Annotated in this window: 14 protein-coding genes; 8 read left to right on the top strand and 6 right to left on the bottom strand. The window is 68.8% G+C overall.

What is annotated here, in order from left to right:
• The 7 genes from LAO51_14560 to LAO51_14530 form a co-directional block, all read left to right on the top strand.
• The coding region (locus LAO51_14560; GenBank protein ID MBZ5639966.1) for an insulinase family protein at nucleotides 1–2316 on the top strand (2316 nt) is incomplete at its 5' end.
• 151 nt (nucleotides 2317–2467) lie between these two features.
• Nucleotides 2468–7330 carry a sigma 54-interacting transcriptional regulator gene (locus tag LAO51_14555; protein ID MBZ5639965.1) on the top strand — a complete coding sequence of 1621 codons (4863 nt, stop codon included), beginning with the start codon at nucleotides 2468–2470 and terminating at the stop codon, nucleotides 7328–7330.
• A 258-nt stretch (nucleotides 7331–7588) separates the two neighbouring features.
• A complete protein-coding gene (locus LAO51_14550) occupies nucleotides 7589–7948 on the top strand; it encodes a hypothetical protein (GenBank protein MBZ5639964.1) in 360 nt (119 codons plus the stop codon).
• 190 nt (nucleotides 7949–8138) lie between these two features.
• Entirely contained in the window at nucleotides 8139–8672 is a 534-nt protein-coding gene (locus LAO51_14545; GenBank protein MBZ5639963.1) for a hypothetical protein, read from the top strand.
• 117 nt (nucleotides 8673–8789) lie between these two features.
• The gene (locus LAO51_14540; GenBank protein ID MBZ5639962.1) at nucleotides 8790–11081 is read left to right on the top strand and encodes an aconitate hydratase; all 2292 of its coding nucleotides are present in this window, start codon (nucleotides 8790–8792) and stop codon (nucleotides 11079–11081) included.
• Between the two features lie 24 nt (nucleotides 11082–11105).
• Nucleotides 11106–12062, top strand: a complete 957-nt coding sequence (locus LAO51_14535; GenBank protein MBZ5639961.1) for an ABC transporter ATP-binding protein — start codon at nucleotides 11106–11108, stop codon at nucleotides 12060–12062.
• Entirely contained in the window at nucleotides 12055–13116 is a 1062-nt protein-coding gene (locus tag LAO51_14530) for an ABC transporter permease (protein MBZ5639960.1), read from the top strand. The genes LAO51_14535 and LAO51_14530 overlap by 8 nt, the downstream gene beginning before the upstream one ends.
• A gap of 15 nt (nucleotides 13117–13131) precedes the next feature.
• Here the strand turns inward: LAO51_14530 and glgB are convergent, their stop codons facing one another.
• The 3 genes from glgB to LAO51_14515 form a co-directional block, all read right to left on the bottom strand.
• The gene (glgB, locus tag LAO51_14525) at nucleotides 13132–15345 is read right to left on the bottom strand and encodes a 1,4-alpha-glucan branching protein GlgB (GenBank protein ID MBZ5639959.1); all 2214 of its coding nucleotides are present in this window, start codon (nucleotides 15343–15345) and stop codon (nucleotides 13132–13134) included.
• Nucleotides 15346–15425: 80 nt separating this feature from the next.
• Complete coding sequence (locus LAO51_14520; protein MBZ5639958.1) at nucleotides 15426–16391, bottom strand: GntR family transcriptional regulator; 966 nt, start codon at nucleotides 16389–16391, stop codon at nucleotides 15426–15428.
• Between the two features lie 129 nt (nucleotides 16392–16520).
• Complete coding sequence (locus LAO51_14515) at nucleotides 16521–17270, bottom strand: hypothetical protein (GenBank protein ID MBZ5639957.1); 750 nt, start codon at nucleotides 17268–17270, stop codon at nucleotides 16521–16523.
• A 197-nt stretch (nucleotides 17271–17467) separates the two neighbouring features.
• Here LAO51_14515 and LAO51_14510 point away from each other — a divergent pair, with 197 nt between their 5' ends.
• Nucleotides 17468–17941 (top strand): GAF domain-containing protein, encoded by a 474-nt coding sequence (locus tag LAO51_14510; protein MBZ5639956.1) that lies wholly within the window; start codon nucleotides 17468–17470, stop codon nucleotides 17939–17941.
• Nucleotides 17942–17964: 23 nt separating this feature from the next.
• Here the strand turns inward: LAO51_14510 and LAO51_14505 are convergent, their stop codons facing one another.
• The 3 genes from LAO51_14505 to LAO51_14495 all read right to left on the bottom strand — a co-directional run.
• The gene (locus tag LAO51_14505) at nucleotides 17965–21051 is read right to left on the bottom strand and encodes an efflux RND transporter permease subunit (protein MBZ5639955.1); all 3087 of its coding nucleotides are present in this window, start codon (nucleotides 21049–21051) and stop codon (nucleotides 17965–17967) included.
• Nucleotides 21051–22178, bottom strand: a complete 1128-nt coding sequence (locus LAO51_14500) for an efflux RND transporter periplasmic adaptor subunit (GenBank protein ID MBZ5639954.1) — start codon at nucleotides 22176–22178, stop codon at nucleotides 21051–21053. Before LAO51_14500 ends, LAO51_14505 begins: the two co-directional genes overlap by 1 nt.
• Before the next feature lie 52 nt (nucleotides 22179–22230).
• The coding region (locus LAO51_14495; GenBank protein MBZ5639953.1) for a TolC family protein at nucleotides 22231–22823 on the bottom strand (593 nt) is incomplete at its 5' end.

The raw sequence follows: 22823 nt of genomic DNA, 5'->3' as shown, positions 1-22823 counted from the left end.
CGCGACGTCGCCCGGCTCAAGGAGGAGGACGCCGAGGCTTACTTCAAGACTTACTACTCCCCGTCGAACTGCATCATGGTCCTCGCCGGCGACGTCAAGAAGGACGACGTCGAGAGGCTGGCGCGGAAGTACCTCGGGTCGTGGCAAAAGCAGGAGGTTCCCCCGCCGGACATCACCGCGGAGCCGGATCCCAAGGGCGAGCGGCGCGCCGTGGTGGAGTTCGATGCCGAGCCGAGCCTCAGCCTCGGCTGGCTGACGGTGCCCGAAGGCCACAAGGACGCGTACGCGCTCGACATCCTGGCGAGGATCCTGGGAGGGCTGGCCTCCTCCCGCCTCGACAAGACCATCGTCCAGGACGAGCGGATCGCCTCGAACGTCGGGTGCTACCACGACGCGCGCCGCTTCGGAGGCTACTTGACGGTGAGCGCCTATGTGCAGCCGGGCCACACCCTCGCGGAGATGGAATCCGCCATCGACCGGGAAATCCGGAAGATCCAGGACCAAGGCGTGACCGGAGACGAGCTGGAGCGCGCCAAGATCCGGGCGGAGATCAGCCGGGTGCGCAGCCTGAAGTCGAACCTCGGACAGGCGTTCCGGCTCGGGCACGCGACCGGTGTCGCGGGGACTCCCGACTACCTCTACGAGCGCGAGGCGCGCCTCGGCGCCGTCACCGCCGCGGAGGTCCAGGCCGCCGCCAAGCAGTACCTGGCGCCGTCCCGCAAGTGCGTCGTGGAGGTCAGGAAGACGGCGGGGGCGTCGGGCGCTCCCGCCGAGCAGGCGGAGGACGTCCACCACCGCGGAGGGGCGCCCGGAGATCGGGGAGCGAAGCACTCGCAGGGATTCTACGAGGCCATGGAGATGATAGGGAGCGCGAAGCCGATCACCCTCAGGATCCCGGAGATCGGCAAGGACGTCGAGCGGAGGAAGCTCCCCTGCGGCGTCACGGTCTTCGTCAAAGAGGACCACTCCGCCCCTTCGATCGAGATGCGCTTCGTCTGGCTCGGGGGCTCCAACACGACGCCGATATCCGAGCTCGCTCCGTTCGCGATCGCGTCGCAGCTCCTCACCGAGGGGGGCACCGAGGCGCTGGACCCCATCGCGCTGCAGGACCGGAAGGAGCAGTTGGGCGTGACCTTCCGCCTGGGGCTCGGCGACACCGAGAGCGGCGCCTCGTTCTGGTCGCTCCGAAGGAACTTCCCCGATTCCTTCGCGCTCGCGATGGACGTGCTGATGCGCCCCCGTCTCGACGCGAAGCGGCTCGAGACGATCAAGCGGCAGTACGTCGACGAAATGCGCCGCCGCTACGACTACCCCGACTACGGCTCGTCCCTGGTCCAGAGCTACGTGATCCACCACGACCACCCCCGGCTCGGCTACGAGGCCTCGAGAAAGGAGATCGAGGCGGTCACCCCCGACGAGATCCGGAGGATCTGGCGCAGGTACCTCGGCCGCGACAATCTCTACGTGACCGCCGTTGGCGACTTCGACCGGAAGGAGATGATCGACCTGCTGTCCCGGACCTTTGCCCCGTGGCGGACGGCGGAGGACAAGAAGCGCGACTTCATCGTTCGCGAGCCGGTGATCCGGCCGGGGCTCTACGCGGTCGAGAAGGAGGTCTCGGCTCCCGCCGTCAGCGTGGTGCACGAGATCAAGGTCGACCGGAAAGCCCCGCTCCAGGACCACGCCGCGCTCGAGATCCTCAACGACATCCTCGGCGGCAGCGGCTTTCGCTCCAGGCTGATGGAGCGCCTCCGCTCCGACGAAGGGCTCACCTACGGGATCTACTCCTACCTCTTGCACGACGCCCGCCCCGGGGTGCCGGGAGAGGTGGGGGCCTCGTACGAGACCAAGAAGGCCTCCGTGGCGCGATCGATCGAGAGCGTCTACGAGGAATTCCGGAAGATGGCGGGCGGCGAGGTCTCGCAGGCGGAGGTTCAGGAGCAGATCGATGCCTGGCGCAACCGGTTCGTCTTCGAGTTCACCAACGACTTCTACAGTGTGGCCCGGCTCATGCGTCAGGAGATCGACGACCGGCCGTACGATTACGACCGCCAGCTCCTGGACGCCGTGCAGAAGGTCACGCCGGCGGACGTGGAGCGGGTCGCCAAGCGGTACCTCAAGACGGAAAACCTCTCCATCAGCGTGTTCGGCGCGCTGACCGACGAGGACCGCAAGACGCTGGCCGGGAAGTTCCACCTGAAGGTGCTCCCGAAGAGCGAGGTCTTCCGCGGCGGCTACGACGCGCCGGAGCCGTCGAAGGAGGAGCCACCCAAGGGCGTGGATGCGCCCGGGCGGACAGCTTCGGAAACCCGTTAGCAGGAAACGAGGGACTTGGCGTTCGCGAGCGGTGTCGGCGTTTCCATTCTGTCTCGCTTGTCGGCACCGGCGGGTCGGTGGCAACTCTCGGCTCGTCTCACCCTGAGACTTTTTCGTTCAAACTACACAAGGGCAGGCGTATATTTCCGCCATGAGCTCGGTGGGCGGTGCGTCCGACCGCTACGAGCGCCTTCGCGTCCTGGGCGAGGGCGGCGCGGGACGGGTCGCGCTGGTCGAGGACCGGCTGCGAGGCGGCTCGCTCATAGCGCTCAAAGAGCTGGCCGAGGCCAGCCGCGGGCACGAACAGGATCTTCGCCGCGAGTTCGCCCTGCTCGCCGCGCTCCGGCACCCCAACCTGGTCGAGGTCCACGACCTCGACCTCGACCCGATCACCGGCCTCCCCCGTTTCACGCTGGAGTACGTTGAGGGAGAAGGCCTGGTCGCCGCGGTGCGGCGCGAGGGCCCCGGTATCCTCTTGGATCTCGCGGCCGAGGCCCTTCGTGCGCTGGCATTCCTCCACGACTTCGGCCTGATTCACCGGGACCTCAAGCCCGGGAACTTGCTGGTCCGGGCAAAGCCCCGCCTCGGGTGCCGCCTCGTCGTGCTGGACTTCGGGCTAGCTCTCCGCGGCGGCGTCGAAGGCGGGTCCGGCGCGGGTCCGGCGGGGACGCTCCCCTACCTCGCGCCGGAGTTGTTCGACGGGCAGCCGGCGGACCGCCGGACGGACCTCTACGCGCTCGGGGCTGTCCTCTTCGAAGCGGTTCACGGCGCGCCGCCGTTCACTTTCAAACCGGGCGACCTGGCCGGATTCGTCGATGCGGTGCGAGAGGGGCGCCGCCCCCGCCCGAAGCCTCCCGCGGGATTCCCGCCCGGGCTCCAATCGTGGATCGACGGCCTGCTCGCCCCGGACCCTGCCGAGCGACCTGCGGAGGCGGCGGAAGCTCTCGCACGCCTGAATGCCACGTGCGGGGTGAGCTACACGTACGCGACGCCGGTCAGCCGCGCGGCGCGACTCGGGTCGGGATCACCCGCCGGGCGCCAGAAGGAGCTCGACGCCCTCTGGGAGCACCTCGAGAAATCCGACGGGCCCCGCCTCGTGTGGCTTTGCGGCGGGGCGGGGAGCGGAAAGACCCGGATTCTGCGCTGGCTGGCGAGCGACGGGGTGGCGCGGGGGTGGGAGGTCGTCTCCCCGCCGCAAGGACTGCCGTCCGAAGCGGGCGAGGAAGAGGGTATCGGGGCCGTGCTCGGCCGGCTGCGGGAGAGGGCGGCGAACGGCCGCGTGCTCGTGCTCGTGGACGAAGTGGAAACGGCATCCGGCCGAACCGCTGAGTTCCTGGAGCGGGCAGCCCGAGAGGGGCGCGCGGCCCCGCTCCGCGTGGTGGCTGCGGTGCGGCCGGCCGAATTACGGCACCCCGGGCTCAAGCGATTGCTGTCGGACACGGGCATCGTGCCGACACTGCGCCGCGAGGACCTGGAGCCCTTGGACGCGTCGTCGGTGCGCGAGTTCGCCGAGCGAGCGACCGGGAGCGAGGCAATCTCCGATGCCCGGGTCAAGTGGCTCGTCGAGGCGTCGGAGGGGAATCCGCTCGCGGTGGAGTCGCTGCTGGTCGAGGGGGATTGGGAGCGCGGCGGCCGCACGCGAAAGGTCCTGGCCCTGGACCGGTCTTCGGCGGGACGCCTCGAGCTGCTGAGCGCGCCAGGACGTGCCTGGCTCGAGGCGCTGTCCGTACTTGGCGAGGGAGTCGATGCGGTGATGGTCGGTAGGCTCGCGGGGCTCGACCCCGAGGTATCGCTCGAGGCGGCCGCTGAGGTCGCCGCCGCGGGGCTGGCGCGCGCGAAAGACGGCCGCTGGTCGGCGGATTCACGGTCGGTGGCGGAGCAGGTGGCCTCGGGGATCGAGGCGGACCGCCGGCGGGAGATGCGCCGCCGTGGAGCGGAGCTGCTGCTGGAGATTGATGGCGACGCCGCCGATCCGTGGCGCCTCGCCCGGCTGTGGAGTGGCGCGGGGGAGCGGGAGCGGACGGTCGAGGCGGCGGAGAGGGCCGCGGAGAAGGCGCGCGCGGAGGGGGATTCGGCCGAGGCGGCCGATCGGTACGCGTACGCGGTTAGGCACCTTGTGAGGCGGGATCCGCGACGATGTGGACTGCGCTTGCAGCAAGCGGATGCCCTCATGAACGCCGATCTCTCCAAAGCGGCCGCCAAGGTCTACCGTGGCGCTCTGGCACTGGCGAGCAGGCGTTCTGACAAGGCGGACATCACTGCACGACTGGCTTACGCGCTATCGGTGTGCGGCGAATTCTCACGGGCGCGGGCGGCCGCGGAGCGGTCCCTGGAATTGGCGCGAGGCGAAGGCGCGCAGCTCACCGAGGCGCGGGCGCAGCGGGTGCTTGGAATCGTGTTGGTGCGAACGGGGCGGGACCGGGAAGCGCTCCCCTACTTTCAGCAGGCTCTTGCGACGGTGCGCTCCGCGCAAGACTCTGAGGCCGAAGCAGAGGCCCTACATGGTCTCGCCACCTGCGAGGCTAGCCTGCAAGTTCCGGACGCAGACACCCACTTTCGGGAAGCGGTCGCGCTGTATCAGCAGCTAGGGCGTGACGAGAACAGTGTCAAGAGTCTAATCGGCCTGGCTCGGCTCAGGCACTTGGAAGGTGACCGTGTCGGGGCTCGGTCAATGCTGGAGCAGTCGAAGGGAATTGTCCTCAAGTGCGGGCGGCCAGGGCTGCTGGTTTGGATTCTCAGCAGGATCGCCGCGATCGAGATGGACGACGGCAGGCTGGATCGGAGCATCCAGGCGTTACGCGAGGCCGACGATCATGCGCGTCATCTAGGCAATGTCCAGGAACACGTCGTCGCTACGAATGGCATGGCCGAGGCATTGCTCCAGAGTGGTCGTCATGCTGAAGCCGAATCGCTACTTCGACCGATTCTTCGACATCCACCCGGACTGGTTGATTCGGAGACTCTTGATTACACCCGGCTGATTCTCGCCGCCGTTATTCTCGAGTCCGCCAAAGCCAACAGCCCCGAAGCTCAGGAACTCATCGAAACAGCGTTGGGAAATTGCCGTCTGCGGGGACGGCCTCGATCCAGGATGGTGAGTCTGACTTTCGAGTTGGAGCGCCTGGCTCTGCTCGGCCCCACCGAGCCGCTCGAGCCGATCGCCGCGGAACTCGACACCGTTCTTCAAGAGCTAGCGACCGGCCTCGAGCCCGAGTACCTGGCGCGTGTCGGTCTCGCAAAGTCAGTGTGGGCGCTGTCACGCGGCGACAGCGGAAGCGCGGCTCGCAATGCCACGGAGGCTCTGACCGTCACACAGGACGCCGACCTCCCTGCGCTAGGCGCTCGGATCTCAGCGTTACTTTCCGACGCGTTGTTGCGATTGGGTCGGCCCGATGAGGCTGCCCACGCCTTGAGCCAGGGAAGACGTCTTCTCGAGGACGCCGCCTTAAGGATCGACGACGTCTCCGTTCGGCGCGACTTCCTGGCTCGTTCGGTCTTTCGCGGGCTTCGCGCGGCGGACTCGGATTCCCGAGAAGCCGCCGACCGCCGTTTGCTCGCCCTCTACGACATGGTTCGGGCTCTGAACTCCGAGACGGATCCCGAGGCGCTCCTCGAATCCGCGCTGGAGATGGCGCTCGGTGTCGTACAAGGTGAGCGCGGGATGATTCTCCTGCGGGACTCCGGAAGTGATGCCTTTTCCATCCGGCTCGCGCGCAATCTCGAGCAGGAGACCGCCGACGACGCGGAGGCGTTCAGCCGGAGCGTCGTCGCGCAGGCCGGCGAGGGAAAGCCGGTACTTGCGCTCGACGCGGGGCACGACGAGCGGTTCCAGGGATTCAAGAGCATCAGCCTATACCGGATCCGGTCGCTGATGTGCGTGCCCTTGCGGTCGCGCGGAAAGCTAATCGGAACGGTCTATGTGGACAGCCGACGGGAGGGAAGGCTGTTTACGAAGGAAGATCTGCGGTTCCTGGAGGCGTTTGCGGACCACGCGGCGCTGGCCCTCGAGAACGCGCGGGCAAGGGCCGAGCTCGAGCGAGAGAACCGCCGGCTCCAAGAGCTGGCGGGAGTCCGGGCCCGCTTCGACAACATCGTGGGACGCGCGGCGCCGATGCAGAAGGTGTTCGATCTGATCGAGAAGATCGCCGCGAGCGAGCTGGCGGTCCTGATCCAAGGGGAGAGCGGGACCGGAAAGGAGTTGGTCGCCCGCGCGATCCACTTCCATGGGCCACGCAAGCGGAGGATTTTCCTCTCCGAGAACTGCGCGGCAATCCCCGAAACGCTCCTCGAGAGCGAGTTGTTCGGGCACGTGCGCGGCGCGTTCACGGGAGCCGACCGGGACAGGACGGGGCTGTTCGAGCAAGCGAACGGCGGGACGCTGTTCCTGGACGAGATCGGCGACATGTCGGCAGGAATGCAGGCGCGGCTGCTACGCGTGCTGGAGGAGGGCGAGGTCCGGCGCGTCGGAGCTAGCCGCCCTATTCATGTGGACGTCAGGGTGCTGGCAGCGACGCACCGCGATCTTTCCACCGAGGTCGCCGCCGGCCGATTCCGCGAGGACCTGATGTACCGCCTCCAGGTGCTCGTGGTCCAACTGCCGCCCCTCCGCGAGCGCCCTGGCGACGTCGCGCTGCTCGCGGAGCATTTCCTCGAGCGCATCGGTCGCGAGCGGGGACGCAAGCCTGCCCGCTTGGGCGGCGAGGTCTTGGAGATCTTGGAACGTTACGCGTGGCCTGGAAACGTGCGGCAACTCGAGAACGTGCTGCAGCGGCTGTCGCTCCTTGCCGGGGACCGTACGCTCACCAAGGACGTATTGGAGTCGGATTCCGGACTCCGGTCGACGCTCCTGCCGGGTAAGGACACCGCACCGCTGTACTCGCTCGAGCAAACGGAACGCGAAGAGATTCGTAAAGCGCTCGAGGCAGCGAGGGGGAGCCGGGATCGGGCCGCGAAGTCCCTGGGAATCTCCAGGGCAACTATTTATCGTAAGATAAAAGAATATCGATTACACTGAAAATACATATCATAGTTGCCTTCACTGACTACCTTACGATGAGCCGAATTTGCTAGTGTTTCTGGAATAGCCGGCTTCGTAGTTCCACCTTCGTAATCCAACCCCGACCCATTCCCTGCGCTTGTCGGCATCTCCCGACCTTACGACAACGGCGTTACCGATTTCACTATTGAATCTCACTTTGAGATTACTACATTCATCTGTGAGCATGAAGACGATCCAGCAAGACATGAATAGATGAGCAATAAGGAGCAACATATGAACAAGGGGCGCCGCCGATCCTCCTTTGCTCTCGTCGCCATGGTAACCCTCGTAGCGGCCGCGACGACGCTTGCCGCCGCAGCCCCAGCGGCCTCAATCTCGCGCTCATACGGTTGCCAGGTCATCGGCGATGTTGTGCAGGTCGTCGTTTCGAATCCAACCGCCCTGCCGGCGACCTTTGACGTCGAGGTGGAGGCTGTCGTTAACGGTGACGTGGCGACTGCCGATGCATCAGTGACCCTCGAGCCGGGGGAAACCGCAGTCGCGTCGATCGTCTTCGGAAGCCGCGTGAATTCGGTTGTGAGGTCCGACGTGATTCGGCTCGGTGCAATCGGCGACAGCCCGAATCCGTTCTAGGAATGAGCAAGCACCTAGCGCCCTTGCCCCCCCAAGGGTGCTCGGTCCCTGAAGCGTCCGCCAGCACTTTCGCGGGTCCTAGCTGGCGGACGCTTCGTTATTTCTGATCACGCCCCCCTGCCACTCTCGGACCCGTGTTCTGGCATCATCGTCCCGGGGCCGCGGCCCGTCGAACGCAACGGCAACCGCGATCCCGGAGCCATGCATTTTGTTCCTCCTCATCGACAAGACCTGGGACGGCGTACCGATCGCGCCCGACGAGATCGCCCGCGTCGAGCTCATCGCGGGACCTGCCGGGATCACGGTGAGCGTGGACGCCCCTTACCACGGCGACCCGCCACCTCCCGGCCCACCGGGTTCCACCGACGGCCTCTGGAAGCACGAGGTCGTCGAGATCTTCCTCTTGGGTCGGAGCGACGCCTATCTCGAGGTCGAGATGGGCCCTCACGGCCATCACCTCGTGCTGAAGCTTCGCGGCGCCCGGAACGTCGTGCGGCGCGGCCTCCCCCTCCGCTATCACGCGCGCATCGAGGGCCGGCGCTGGCGAGGCGTCGCCGCGATCCCTCGCGCCTTGCTTCCCGACGGCCTCGACCGCGACAACGCGTACGCGATCCACGGCGCGGGTCCGTCGCGCCGCCATCTCGCCGCCCACCCTGTACCCGGTCCCCGCCCCGACTTCCACCGTCTCGACGCGTTCGGACCGCTTCGGTTCGAGGTCGAGTAGGCGCGGGTCGCCTTGGCGCCAGAGCTTTGCTCCTCTCCTCCCCTTCGGCTAGACTGGCCTGATCCGGCAGGGGGCACGGTACCGTCGAAACGGATCAGGAGTTAAGGAGGCAGCGCGATGGCCATCATCGAGAGCACGCCGGAGTTCGTCGAGGCCGCGTACCGCAAGGTCGAGGCCAACCTCACGGCCATCCGGGCCCGGCTCGGCCGGCCGCTCACCCTCGCGGAGAAGGTGCTCCTCGGACACCTCGCGGACCCGGCGAAGGCCGACCTCAAGCCCGGCGAGAGCTACCTCCAGCTCCGGCCCGACCGGGTCGCGATGCAAGACGCCACCGCGCAGATGGCGATCCTCCAGTTCGGCCAGGCCGGCATCCCGCGGGTCGCCGTGCCGACCACCGTCCACTGCGATCACCTGATCCGGGCCAGGGACGGCGCGGAGCCGGACACCGCCCGCGCCCTCGACGAGAACCGGGAAGTCTACGAGTTCCTGAGGACCGCGTCGAACAAGTACGGCATCGGCTTCTGGGAGCCCGGCGCCGGGATCATCCACCAGGTCGTCCTCGAGAACTACGCGTTCCCCGGCGGGATGATGATCGGCACCGACTCGCACACGCCCAACGCCGGCGGGCTCGGGATGTTCGCCTCGGGCGTCGGCGGTGCCGACGCCGTGGACGTCATGGCCGGCTTCCCGTGGGAGGTGAAGTACCCGAAGATCATCGGCGTCCGGCTCACCGGCCGGCTGACCGGCTGGACTTCGCCGAAGGACGTGATCCTGCTCCTGTGCGGAATTCTGACCGTGAAGGGCGGCACCAACGCGGTGATCGAGTACTTCGGCCCCGGGACCGCGTCGATCTCCTGCACCGGCAAGGCGACGATCACCAACATGGGCGCCGAGCTGGGCGCGACGACCTCGATCTTCCCGTTCGACGACATGATGGACCGGTACCTGCGAGGGACCGGGCGCGCGGCGCTCGCGGACCTGGCCTCCGCCCACCGCGGGCTCCTCGCCCCGGATCCGGAGGTCGAAAGGGACCCCGGGCGGTTCTTCTCGCGGGTGGTCGAGATCGATCTGACCGCCCTCGAGCCGCACCTGGTGGGACCGCACACCCCCGACCTCGCCCGGCCGGTCTCGAAGATGGCCGAAGCGGTCGAGAAGGAAGGCTACCCCGACGCGATCTCGGTCACGCTCATCGGCTCCTGCACCAACTCCTCCTACGAGGACATCTCCCGCGTCGCCGACGTGGTACGCCAGGCGAAGGCCCACGGGGTCCGGGCGGCGGTGCCCTTCCTGGTCACGCCCGGCTCCGAGCAGATCCGGGCGACCATCGTCCGGGACGGCCAGCTGGCCGAGATGGAGTCGGTCGGCGGACAGGTCCTCGCCAACGCGTGCGGGCCCTGCATCGGTCAGTGGCAGCGCGACGAGCTGAAGCCGGGGGTGAAGAACACGATCGTCACCTCGTTCAACCGGAACTTCCCTCGCCGCAACGACGGGAACCCGGACACGCTGGCCTTCATCGCGAGCCCCGAGATCGTCGCCGCCTATGCCCTCGCCGGGCGGTTGTCGTGGAACCCGTTGACGGATCCGCTCGCCTCCCCCGACGGGAAGACGTTCGTGCTGAAGACCCCCGCCGCCGCGCCGGATCTTCCGGCCCGGGGCTTCGTCCGAGACCGGAAAGGGTACCTCGCGCCGGACGACGACGCGAGCCGCGCCGACGTTCGCGTCGCCCGGGACAGCAAGCGCCTCCAGCTCCTGTCGCCGTTCGCGCCGTGGGACGGGAAGGACTTCGAGGAGCTGCCGCTCCTGATCAAGGCCAAGGGGAAGTGCACCACCGACCACATCTCTCCCGCCGGGCCGTGGCTCCGCTTCCGCGGGCACCTCGACAACATCTCCGACAACATGTTCACCGGGGCGGTGAACGCGTTCTCGGGCGTCGCCGGAAAGACCCGCGACCCGCTGGCCGGCGAGCCCGGCCTTGACGTCCCCGTGGTCGCGCGGTCGCTCAAGGCCCGCGGCCTGCGGTGGGTCGTCGTCGGCGACGAGAACTACGGGGAGGGGTCGAGCCGCGAGCACGCGGCGATGTCGCCGCGCCACCTCGGCGCCGCGGCGGTGATCGTGCGGTCGTTCGCCAGGATCCACGAGTCGAACCTCAAGAAGCAGGGGATCCTTCCCCTCACGTTCCTGGACCCGGCGGACTACGACCTCGTCCAGGAGACCGACCGGATCAGCGTCCTGGGGCTCAAGAACCTCGCGCCGGGAAAGCCGCTCACGGCGGTCCTGCACCACGCCGACGACTCGGCGGACCGGATCTTCCTGGGTCACACCCTCAACGACGAGCAGATCGGATGGTTCCGCGCGGGCTCCGCCCTGAACGTCTTGAAACGGCACGGCGACGCCCGCACCGGCGCCTGAGAGCGCGGCCGCGCCGGAGCGAGGATGTCGACCGTTCGAGAAGATCCCGGAGGGAGTCGCCCCGCGGCGCTGCGCTGCACGGGGCTCGTCAAGCGTTACGACGACGTCGTGGCGGTGGCGCACCTCGACCTCGAGGTGAGCTTCGGCGAGTGCTTCGGCCTCCTCGGCCCGAACGGCGCCGGGAAGACCACAACGGTCGAGATCCTCGAAGGGCTGACCCCCGCCGACGAGGGAGCCGTGGAGGTCCTCGGGACCCGATGGGGATTGGGCGGCGATCTCCAGCTCCGGGAGCGGCTCGGCATCCAGCTCCAGGAGACGCAGCTGTCCGAGAAGCTGACGGTCGAGGAGACGCTCAGACTTTTCCGCAGCTTCTATCGCCGCGGGCACCCCGTGGACCAGGCGATCGCAGGGGTCGGCCTCGAGGAGAAGAGGAGGTCCCGCGTCGGCAAACTCTCCGGGGGGCAGAAGCAGCGCCTCGCGCTGGCCTGCGCCCTCGTGAGCGAGCCGGAGCTGCTCTTCCTCGACGAGCCCACGACCGGCCTCGATCCCCAGGCGCGACTCAAGGTGTGGGAGATCGTCGAGAAGTTCCGGGCGGTGGGCGGGACCGTCCTCCTGACCACGCACTACATGGAGGAGGCGGCGAGGCTGTGCGATCGAGTGGCCATCATGCACCACGGGCGCATCATCGCCCTCGACACTCCGGCCAAGCTGATCGCGTCGCTGGGCGGAGATCAGATCGTCGAGTTCCGGACGCTGGGCGAGCCCGACGGCGCCGTGCTCGCGCGGCTTCCCGGGGTGCGCTCGGTGGACCGGAAGGACGGCGGTTTCATGCTGGCGGTCGAGGAGATCGGAACGGCGCTCCCCGCGCTGCTCGCCGAGCTGGGCGGGCGCGGCATCCGACTCGACAGCCTGATGACCCACCAGGCCACGCTGGAGGACGTCTTCGTCCACCTGACGGGGCTGGAGCTGAGCAATGAGTGAGCGGCCCCACCCGCTGGTCGAGCTGACCCGGGCGCGGATCCTGGAATTCCTCCGCGAGAAGGAGGCTCTGTTCTGGGTCTTCGTGTTCCCGGTGCTCCTCGCGTGCGCGCTGGGCGTCGCCTTCCGCAACCGGCCGGTGGACCTTGCGCACGTGGCGGTCGCGGCGGGAACGTCGGAGGCGGAGCGGTTGGCGGACCAGCTGCGCCGGGCGCCCGGGGTGACCGCGTTCCTGCTCGCCCCGAGGGAGGCCGAGGAGGCGCTCCGGCACGGCCGGGTGGACGTGATCGTGGAAGACGGTGGTACGGCTCGGGACGGTCGGCCCGCGGTGATTTACCGTTTCGATGCGACGCGCCCCGAAAGCCTGGCGGCGCGGGATGCCGCGGACGAGGCGCTCCAGCGTGCCGCGGGCCGGAGCGACCCGCTCGAGACCGGCGAGCGACGGGTGACCGAGCCCGGATCGAGGTACGTGGACTATCTGATCCCCGGTCTCGTCGGGCTCAACTTGATGGGAAGCGGCATGTGGGGCATCGGCTTCACGGTGGTCGCGGCGCGCACGCGGAAGCTCCTGAAGCGGTTCGCGGCGACCCCCATGCGCCGATCCCACTACCTCCTCTCGTTCGCGCTCTCGCGGCTCATCTTCCTCTCGCTCGAGGTCGCCGCGGTGGTGGGATTCGGATGGCTGGTCTTCGGCGTGCGCGTCCGGGGATCCCTCGTCGACCTCGCTCTCGTGGCGATCCTCGGGGCCGCCACGTTCGCGGGGATCGGGCTCCTCGTCGCGGCCCGCCCGAGGTCGATCGAGGCGGTCTCGGGATGGATGAACCTGGTGATGCTCCCGATGTGGCTGCTCTCGGGGACGTTCTTCTCCTACGAGCGTTTCCCGGCGGTGCTGCACCCCGCGATCCGCGCCCTTCCGCTCACCGCCCTCAACGACGCGCTTCGCGCCGTCGTGAACGACGGCGCGTCCCTGGCGTCCCGGTGGTCCGAGGCCCTCGTGATGGTCGCCTGGGGTGTCGTCGCCTTCGTCCTGGCCCTTCGCCTCTTCCGCTGGCAATGACGGCCGGCGCAACCGTCACGGCGCCGGCACGAGCACCATCGCCGCCAGTGGCGGCAGGTCGAGCTTGACCGACTGGGGCTGGCCGTGGAACGGGATCGGCTCGGTCAGGACGGATTCGAGCCCCCCGTATCCGCTCCCGCCGTACGCGGGATCGTCCGTCGAGAGCCCCTTGGCGTAGCGGCCGGCCCGAGGCGTCCCGACCCGGTAGCCGTCGCGGGGCACCGGCGTGAGGTTCAGGATCACCACCAGGTGACCGTCGCCGTCGCGGCGCAGGTACGAGATCACCGAGCTCGCGTGGTCGTTGCAGTCGATCCAGGAGAATCCCCACGGGTCGGGGTCCGACCGCCAGAGACAGGGCGTCCCGAGGTAGAGGCGCCCCAGGTCCTCCAGGAACCGGCGGAACGCCGCCCGCATCGGGTCGTTCGCCAGGTGCCAGTCGAGGCTCGCGTCGTGGTTCCACTCGTTCCAGGGCGCCAGCTCGGTCCCCATGAAGAGGAGCTTCTTCCCCGGCCGAGTGTACTGATAGGCGAGGAGGAGCCTCAGGTTCGCGAACTTCTGCCAGACGTCCCCCGGCATCTTGTCGAGCAGCGATCTTTTCCCGTGGACCACCTCGTCGTGGGACAGAGGGTTCACGAACCGCTCGGAGTACTCGTAGAGCATGGCGAACGTCAGGTCGTTCTGGTGGAATCGGCGGAAGACTGGATCCTTCGAGAAGTACTCCAGCGTGTCGTGCATCCAGCCCATGTTCCACTTGAACGTGAAGCCGAGCCCGCCGTCCCGCACCGGTCGGCTCACGCCGCCCCAAGCGGTGGACTCCTCGGCCATCGTGATGCACCCGGGCTGCTCGGCCCGGACGATCTCGTTCATCGCCTTGACGAACTCGATCGCCTCGAGGTTCTCGCGCCCCCCGTACCGGTTCGGCAGCCACTCTCCCTCGTTCCGGCTGTAGTCGAGGTAGAGCATCGAGGCGACGGCGTCCACGCGGAGGCCGTCCACATGCAGCTCGTCCAGCCAGTACAGCGCGTTCGCGATGAGGAAGTTCCGGACCTCGTTCCTCCCGTAGTTGAAGATCAGCGTGCCCCAGTCCGGATGCTCGCCGAGCCTCGGATCGTCGTGCTCGAAGAGCGCGGTTCCGTCGAATCGCCGCAGCGCGAAGTCGTCCTTCGGGAAATGCGCCGGGACCCAGTCGATCACCACCCCGATCCCGTTCCGGTGGCAGTGGTCCACGAGGAACCTGAAGTCGTCCGGAGACCCGTACCGCGCCGTCGGCGCGAAGTACGCCGAGACCTGGTACCCCCAGGAACCGGTGAACGGGTGCTCCGCCACCGGCATCAGCTCGAGGTGGGTGAACCCCAGGCGCTTGACGTGCTCCACGAGGCGCGGCGCGATCTCGCGGTAGGTCAGGCAGCGGCTCCCCTCCTCCGGCACCCGGGCCCACGATCCGAGGTGGACCTCGTAGAACGCCAGCGGCTCGCGAAGCGGATCCCGGCTCCGCCTCGCCTCCATCCACTCCCGGTCCCCCCACGCGTACGAGGAGGCGTCCACGCGCGACGCGGTCCCCGGCGGCGCCTCCATCGAGAACGCAAACGGGTCGGCCTTGGGGCGGATCATGCCCTCGCGCGTCTTGATCTCGAACTTGTAGAGCGCGCCGGTCGGGACCCCCGGAACGAACAGCTCGAAGACCCCCGAGCTGCCGAGCATGCGCATCGGGAAGTGCCTCCCGTCCCAGCGGCAGAACTCCCCGACCACGCTGACGCGGCGGGCGCTGGGCGCCCACACCGCGAACGCGACCCCGTCGACCCCGTCGATCGAGCGCGGGTGCGCCCCCAGGCACTCCCACAGGCGGCGATGGGTCCCCTCGTTGAAGAGGTGCCGGTCCACCTCGCCGAGGGTCGGCAGGAACCCGTACGGATCGGTCCGCTCCCACGTCCTGCCGTCCGCGAACCAGAAGCGCACTCGGTAACGGAGCGGGAGCCGCGCGCCCGGGAGGAAGGCGGCGAAGAGGCCGCGCTCCGCCACGCGGGACATGACGACGCTCGGCTCCCCCTCGCGCAGGCACTCGCAGCCCAGCGCGTCCGCGTGCATCGCGCGGACGACGACCCCCTCGACCCCGTCGGCGCTCGCGGGGTGGATCCCGAGCACGCGGTGAGGGTCGGTGTGGTCGCCGGCGAGGAGGCTCGCCGCCTCCGCCTCGTCGATCTTGAGGACGTCCAGGGCCGCCTGAGTCATCGTCGCTCCCGCTCGGTGCCGGCCGCTCCATTCGCCGCGCCGGCAGCGGTGCCTATGTTTCGCCGTTTTCGGGCGCCGCGTCAAGCCCGGGCGTCCCGTCCGAGCATCGCGAGGTCCAGCGCGAGCTGGACCCTGAGCCGCTCGACCGACGCCGCCGACACGTGGCGGGTCACGCTCAGCCTGGGGAGCCGCTCGAGGACTCGCCCGCCCATCGCGCGCTCGACGGTCGGAGAGACGTAGACCGCGGCACGCCCCCCGGCCTTTCGGAAGGCGGCCCGCGCTTCCTGCGGCTCGACCACCTGGAAGTGCCTGACGACCTCCTCCGGGACGGAGGCCCCGGCGAGGAAGCGGAAGAACCCCGACGCGAAGCTGCGGTCGAGGACCACCATCACCACCGGCCCTTTCCGCGCCTCCTCCACCAGCAGGCGGGGAAACGCGGGGTCCAGCGCGACCCGGTAGACCGGGAGCGAGAGCCGCGCCCCGATCCCCGCCACGTCCGACCGGTGGAAGTCTGTCGTCACGATCCCGCTGCAGCCGGCGAGCGAATTCGTCCCCTCCGAGATCGCGTCGGGAAGGAGCGCGTGGCGGCACCGGACTCCGAGCAGTCCTTGAAGCTCGAGGGAGAAGAGCGCCACCTGCTCGAGGTTGCACTCGGCGACGGCGAGCGTGACGCCGCGAAGTCCCTTCCCCAGGGAGAGCCTCAGGAACCGCGCGAAGACGGCCGGGTCGAGCCCGAGGCCGGCGGCCTCCGCCCGCGTTCGGTTCACCGCGGACAGCAGCTCCGCCGCTCGAACCGGACGCTGCATCACGCTCCGGCCTTCGAGAAGGAACGTCCCGCTACCCGGGCGCGTCTCCACGAGCCCTTCGCGCTGCAGGGCGAGGTAGGCGCGGTGGACGGTCTTCCTGTCGGCGCCGACGCGCTCGGCCATCCGGCGCACCGACGGAACCCGGTCGCCCGGATTCAGACGGCCCGAGTGGAGATCCGCGAGGATGCGCTCCCGCACCTCCTCGCTTCCCCGGCGTCGCTCGGGCCGCAGGCGGGCCATGGGACAACCCCCTGCGACCCAGGATAGCCGAAGGGCGCGTCGAGCCGCGAGATGCCGCTCATCGACGCGGTCCGGTGACCCCGTCGTGGCCGCCGCGACCCGTTCGCCGGGGCCGGGCGACGCCCGCCTTCACTCGGTCGACTGCCGGTTCCGCACCAGGTAGTACCGGGTCGAGGGGTTTCCGAGCTCGCCCGGATCGGTGAACACGGTCCCGGTCGCGCCTGCGTCCGGGTCGTTCAAGCTGGCGCTCGCGTCGGGGAAAGTCGGGTCGCCCAGCTCGCTCCGGACCACCATGTAGGTGACGTCGCCCGTGATGCCCCCGCCGGTCCAGGTGAGAACGACGCTCCCGGAGCCCGTGTCCTTGTCCGCGGTGAGCTTGATCGGGGAGGTGACGTGCAGGATCCCGTGCATCGTCCCGAGATGCGCGGGACTGTCGTGGAACCTGCAGTAGTAACCGTCGTTCGTGTCCGGAGGATAGGCCGTGGGATCGTAGGCGCAGACGACCGACGGCGGCGTGTCGGTGGGCGCGACGTTGCCGCTGTCCCACAGGCAGGACGGAGGCGACGGCGAGCCGCACGCGATCGCGGTGGGGCACGGGTCCGCCGTGGAGCTGTGGGTCAGGATGCCGGTCACCGTCCAGTCGATGCAATCCCCCGGCTCGATCTTGGGCTCCGGGGGGCTGTAGGTCCTCAGCGAGGTCAGAAGGACCGTGGTGGTGTAGGGCGTCGCGCGGTTCTGGCACGCCGGGGGCGGCGTGGTCTGACTGCACGCGGGCGTGCGGCACGCGGTCTGTGCTCGCGCGGCCAAGGGGGCCAGTGCCGCGAGAGCGGCCGCGATCGCCATGCTCGCTGCACGACTCGAGAGTGATCCTGTTGTCATTTGCACGTTCCCCTCCTGGTGAACGACCTTAACGCGAGACGGGGTTGATTAGGGATCAAATTGGGACACTTTACGCGTCGCGGCGCGACCGTGCCCTTTGGAGCCCCCGGCCCGGCCGAGGGCGGCAGCGCCGAGGCACGTGCCGTGCGATCATGAAGCGGCTAAGGGCGCTCTCGCCGCCCGGGAGCGGAGGTAACATGGCCGAAGGCGCGGCCAAGGCGGAGCGGTACCGGAGGATCCTCGCGCAGGCGCAGGAGCTGTTGAGGGACGTGCCGCGCCCGATCGCGCGTATGAGCACCGTCGCCGCCCTGCTCCACCACAAGATGCAGGGCTTTTCCTGGACCGGCTTCTACTTGCTCGAAGGGGACGAGCTCGTCGTCGGTCCCTATCAGGGCCTCCTGGCCTGCATCGTCCTCGAGAAGCCCCGCGGCGTCTGCTGGGCGGGGATCCTGAGGGGAGAGCCGGTTCTGGTCCCGGACGTGCACGCCTTCCCCGGCCACATCGCCTGCGACAGCCGATCGAGGTCGGAGATCGTCGTGCCGGTCCGCCGCGCCGACGGAAGCCCCGCCGGCGTCCTCGACGTGGACAGCACCCGGCCGGCCTGGTTCGACGAGACCGACGCCCTGGGGCTCGCGCCGCTCGCGGCCCTCGTCCACGCGGGCTCCGGGTAGCGAGAGGCGCCGCCTCCCCCTTTTCACGCGGACGCAGTGGTCAGGCCGTGATCGGGCTTGGCGAGACCGATCGCCTCCTCGTCGACCTCCGCGGCGTGCGTCCGCGCCACCAGCATGTAGATCGAGGGGACGACGAACAGCGTGAACCCCGTGCCGATGATCATCCCGCTGACCAGCATGATGCCGATGCTGTTCCGCGCGCCGGCCCCGGGACCCGTGGCCAGGATCAGTGGGGTGTGTCCCGCGACCGTGGCCGCGGTCGTCATGAGGATCGGCCGCAGCCGGGTGCCGGCGGCCCCGACCACGGCGTGGAGCTTGTCCTTCCCCTCCTCCTGGAGGTGGTTGGCGAACTCGACGATCAGGATGCCGTTCTTCGCGATGAGGCCGACCAGGGTGATGAGGCCGACCTGGCTGTAGATGTTCAGCGTCGTCAGGCCGAGGAAGGAGAACATCAGCGACCCCGAGAGCGCGAGCGGCACCGAACCGGCCAGGATGATGAACGGATCCCGGAAGCTCTCGAACTGCGCCGCCAGCACCAGGTAGATCAGGATCGCCGAGAGCAGGAACGTTCCTAGGAACTTGCTCCCCTCGGTACGAAGCTGCCGCGACTCGCCGGCGTAGTCCACCGTGAATCCCGGCGGGAGCACCTTCGCCGCCTCCCCCTCGAGGTAGCGCAGCGCCTTGTCGAGCGCCACGCCCGGTGGGACGACCCCCTGGATCCTCACGGCGTTCAGCTGCTGGAAGCGCTTCAGCTCGCGGGGCTGGGTCGAGTGGACGAGCGCGGCGAACGTCGAGAGCGGAACCAGCTTGCCTCCAGGCCCGGTCACGTGGATGTCCGCGAGCTGCGCCGGCGTCAGCCGCTCCGCCCGCTTGATCTGAGGGATGACCTTGTAGCTGCGTCCCTGGATGCTGAAGCGATTCACGTAGTTCCCGCCGAGCATCGTCGCGAGGTCGGCGCCGGCCTGGCTCAAGTCGACCCCCTCGGAGCGCACCTTGTCGCGGTCGAACACGACCTCCGCCTGGGGCTGATCGAACTTCAGGTCGGAGTCCGCGAAGATGAACAGGCCGCTGGCGAAGGCCTTGCCGACCAGGACCTTCGCGAACTCGTCGAGCTGGCGCGGCTCGGCCGTCGAGGCGATCACGAAGTCCACGGGGAAGTTGCCCCCCCCCGGAAGGGGCGGCGGCGTGAGCGGGATCACCCGCACCCCCGGCAGCTTGGAGAGCGCCGCCGCGGCCTGCACCTGCAGCTCGGCGGCCGTGCGGGTCCGTTCGCTCCAGGGCTTCGTCACCATGCCGCCGAAGCCGCCGGTGGGACCGGTGATCTGGAACGTATTGGCGGTCTCCGGGAACGACTGGAAGACGTCGTCGATCCTGGAGACGTACAGCCGCGTCTGGTCGAGCGTCGAGTTCGGCGCGGCCTGGACGATGCCGAACACGACGCCCTGGTCCTCGGCGGGGGCCAGCTCGTTCTGGGAGAAGAGGTAGAACGGCACCGCGAGCAGCGCGAAGAGGATCCAGAAGGCCAGCACCACCGGGCGGTACTTGAGCGTGCCCTCGAGCATGCGGAGGTACAGGCGGCGGAGGGCGTCGAAGTGGCGGTTGATCATCCCGGCGAAGCCGCGCTCGCTGTCGCCGGCGCGCAGCATCTTCGATCCCATCATCGGCGACAGCGTCAGCGCCACGACGCCCGAGACCAGGACCGCGCCGGCCAGGGTGAACGCGAACTCCTTGAACAACGCCCCCGTCAGGCCCCCCTGGATGCCGATCGGGGTGTACACCGCGGCGAGCGTGATCGTCATGGCGATGATCGGGCCGACCAGCTCCCTCGCCCCGTGGATGGCGGCGCGGTACGGCGACTCGCCGGCGTGGAGGTGTCGCTCGACGTTCTCCACCATCACGATGGCGTCGTCCACCACCAGGCCGACCGACAGCACGATGGCGAGGAGCGTGAGCAGGTTGATGGTGAACCCCGCGATGAACATCAGGAAGACGGCGCCGATCAGCGAGATCGGGATCGCCACCACCGGGATGACCACCGACCGGAACGACCCCAGGAAGAGGAAGATCACGACGATGACGATCAGGAGGGTCTCGGTCAAGGTCCTCAGGACCTCGTCGATGGCGTGGCCGATGTACAGCGTCGAGTCGTACGGGATTCCCGCCTTCATGCCCGCCGGGAGCTGGGCCACGATCTCGGGCATGGCCTCGCGGACCCGCCGGATGACGTCGAGGGTGTTCGCGGTCGGGAGCACCCAGATTCCCATGAACGTGGCGGACTGGCCGTTGAACCTGACGTCCTGGTCGTAGTCCTCGGCCCCCAGCACCACGTCGGCGATCTCGCTGAGCCGGACGACCCGGTTGCCGTCGTTCTTCACGACCAGCTGCCGGAACTCCTCGGCGGTCTGGAGGTCGGTGTTCGCGACGAGGTTCACGGAGACCATCGACCCCTTGGTCTTCCCCAGCGCCGAGAGGTAGTTGTTCCGTGCGAGCGCGTCCCTGACCTGCGACGGCGCGATGCCCCGGGCCGCCATCTTGTCGGGATCGAGCCATATCCGCATGGCGAAGGTCCGGTCGCCGAGAATGTCGGCGCGCTGGACGCCGCCGATGGCGCTGAGCTTCGGCTGAACGACCCGGGTCAGGTAGTCGGTAATCTGGTTCTGGTCCAGGTCCTTCGACGAGAATCCGAGGTACATTGCGGCGAACTGGGTGTCCGCGGTCTCGATCTCGATGACCGGCGCCTGGGACTCCGGAGGCAGGTCGTTGCGGACCCGCGCCACCTTGGCCTGGATCTGCGTCAGCGCCGAGTCGGTGTCGTAGTTGAGCTTCAGGTGGACCGTGATCGAGCTGACCCCCTGGCTGCTCGAGGACTCCATGTAATCGATCCCGTCGGCGCTGGCGATCACCCGCTCGAGCGGAGACGTGATGAAGCCGCGCACGAGGTCGGCGTTCGCCCCGACGTAGACCGTCGTGACGTGGATCACCGCGATGTCGCTCCGCGGGTACTGCCGCACGGTCAGCGACCGGATCGACTGCAGCCCGGCGATCAGGATGACGAGGCTGACGACCGCCGCGAGAACCGGCCGCCTGACGAAGAGGTCGGTGATCTTCATCAGCTCTCCTCGGGATGGGGCGCCGCCTCGTTGGAGGGCTGAATGGCGTTGTTCACCTGCACCGCCGCGCCGTTACGGAGCTTGAACACGCCCGAGGTCACGATCTCCTCGCCGGGCCGGACGCCGGAGACGACCGCGACCTGGTCGCCGCGCGAGCCGGCCAGCTTGACGAACTGCTGCCGGACGCCCCGGTACGTCTTGCCGTCCGGAGCATGAACGTCCTCGACGACGAAGACCGAGTCGCCATAGGGCGCGTAGCTGACGGAGGACGCCGGCACCGCGACCACCGGCCGGCCGACGCCCACGAGGATTCGCGTCTCGACGAACATGCCGGGGCGAAGCCGCTCGTCGGGATTCCCGAACGTGGCCTGGATCCGCACGTTGCGCGTTCCCTCGTCGATGACGGAGTCGATCGCCGTGATCCTCCCCGACATCTTTGCGCCGGCGGGCTCGCCGGGACGAACGGTCACCTCGGTCCCGACGCGCAGGTGCTGGAGCTCCTGCTGCGGCACGGAGAAGTTCACGTAGATCGGCCGCAGCGCCTGGAGCGGCACGATCGGGTCGCCGCTCTTCAGGTACTGGCCGAGATTCACCTGGCGGATGCCGAGGACCCCCGAGAACGGCGCCCGGACCGTCTTCCGCTCGATCGAGGCGCGGATCTCCCCCACGCGGGCGTCGGCGGACTTGAATTTCGCCTCCGCGTCGTCCAGCTCCGCCTGGGACGTGACCCCGCGCTCGCGCAGCCCGCGGACGCGGTCGAGGCTCAAACGGGCGAGGTCGCGCTGCGCCTGGGCGTCCAGGAGCTGTGCCTGCTCCTGCCTCGTGTCCAGCTCGACGACCACGTCGCCCTGCTCGACGTGCCGGCCCGAGTCGAACGCGATCCGGGAGACGATGCCGGGAAGGTCGGCGCTCACCGTGACGCCGTGGACGGCCGCCGCGGTGCCGATGGCGCTCAGGGTCTCCTCCCATCGCTCCTCCCGCGCGACGATCGTCGTCACCGCCTCCGGAGGAGGCCGGAACGCGGCGGCACCGGCGATGGCGGCCCGGACCTGCGTGTACTTGACGAAGCCGATCGCGGTCACGAAGGCGACCATCGCGACCAGCATGACGATCATCCTCTTTGCCATGAGCTTGACCCTCCCCGGACTCCGATGCCGGATGGCGCGCCGCGCCCTCGACTCAGCGAGGGCCCGCGGCCCGCACGACCCCTTCCACCTTGATGCCGCGATCCTCGAGCAGCGATCCCGTCGATCGCGCCATCTCCGTGCGGGCGGTCCGATAGTCGGTTCGCGCTGAGATCTCGTCGAGCCGGGCCCGCGCCAGATCGTTCTGGCGCGTCAGCACCAGGAAATTCGTCGAGAGGCCGACGGCGAACCGGTCCCGCTCGGCGCCGAGCTGGACCTCGGCGGATTCGCGCTCCGCGCGTGCCGCCTCGAACCTCTGAGAGGCGGTCCGAAGCGCGGCTCCCGCGTCGAGGACCTCGGCACGTACCTGCTTGCGCGCGCGCGTCAGATCCGCGGCCGCCTGCGCCTCCGCGCTCTTCGCGCTCCGCGCGGCCGCCAGCGCCGCGCGATTCCCGATCGGAAGCGTGAGGACCACGCCGACTCGGGCGTCGTCGAAGGACCCGTCCCCGAGCAAGCGATACGACCGTCCCCAGCCTCCGTCGAGACTCGACGGCACCATGACCGAGAAACCGGGATTCGACGCGACGCTCGGATTGACCGAGCCCGCCAGGCCGAAACGGTCGTACGACGCCACCGCGTCGAGCGACG

This window comes from Terriglobia bacterium (assembly GCA_020073205.1).
Lineage (GTDB): Bacteria > Acidobacteriota > Polarisedimenticolia > Polarisedimenticolales > JAIQFR01 > JAIQFR01.
This window is presented reverse-complemented; position numbering and strand designations above follow the sequence as displayed.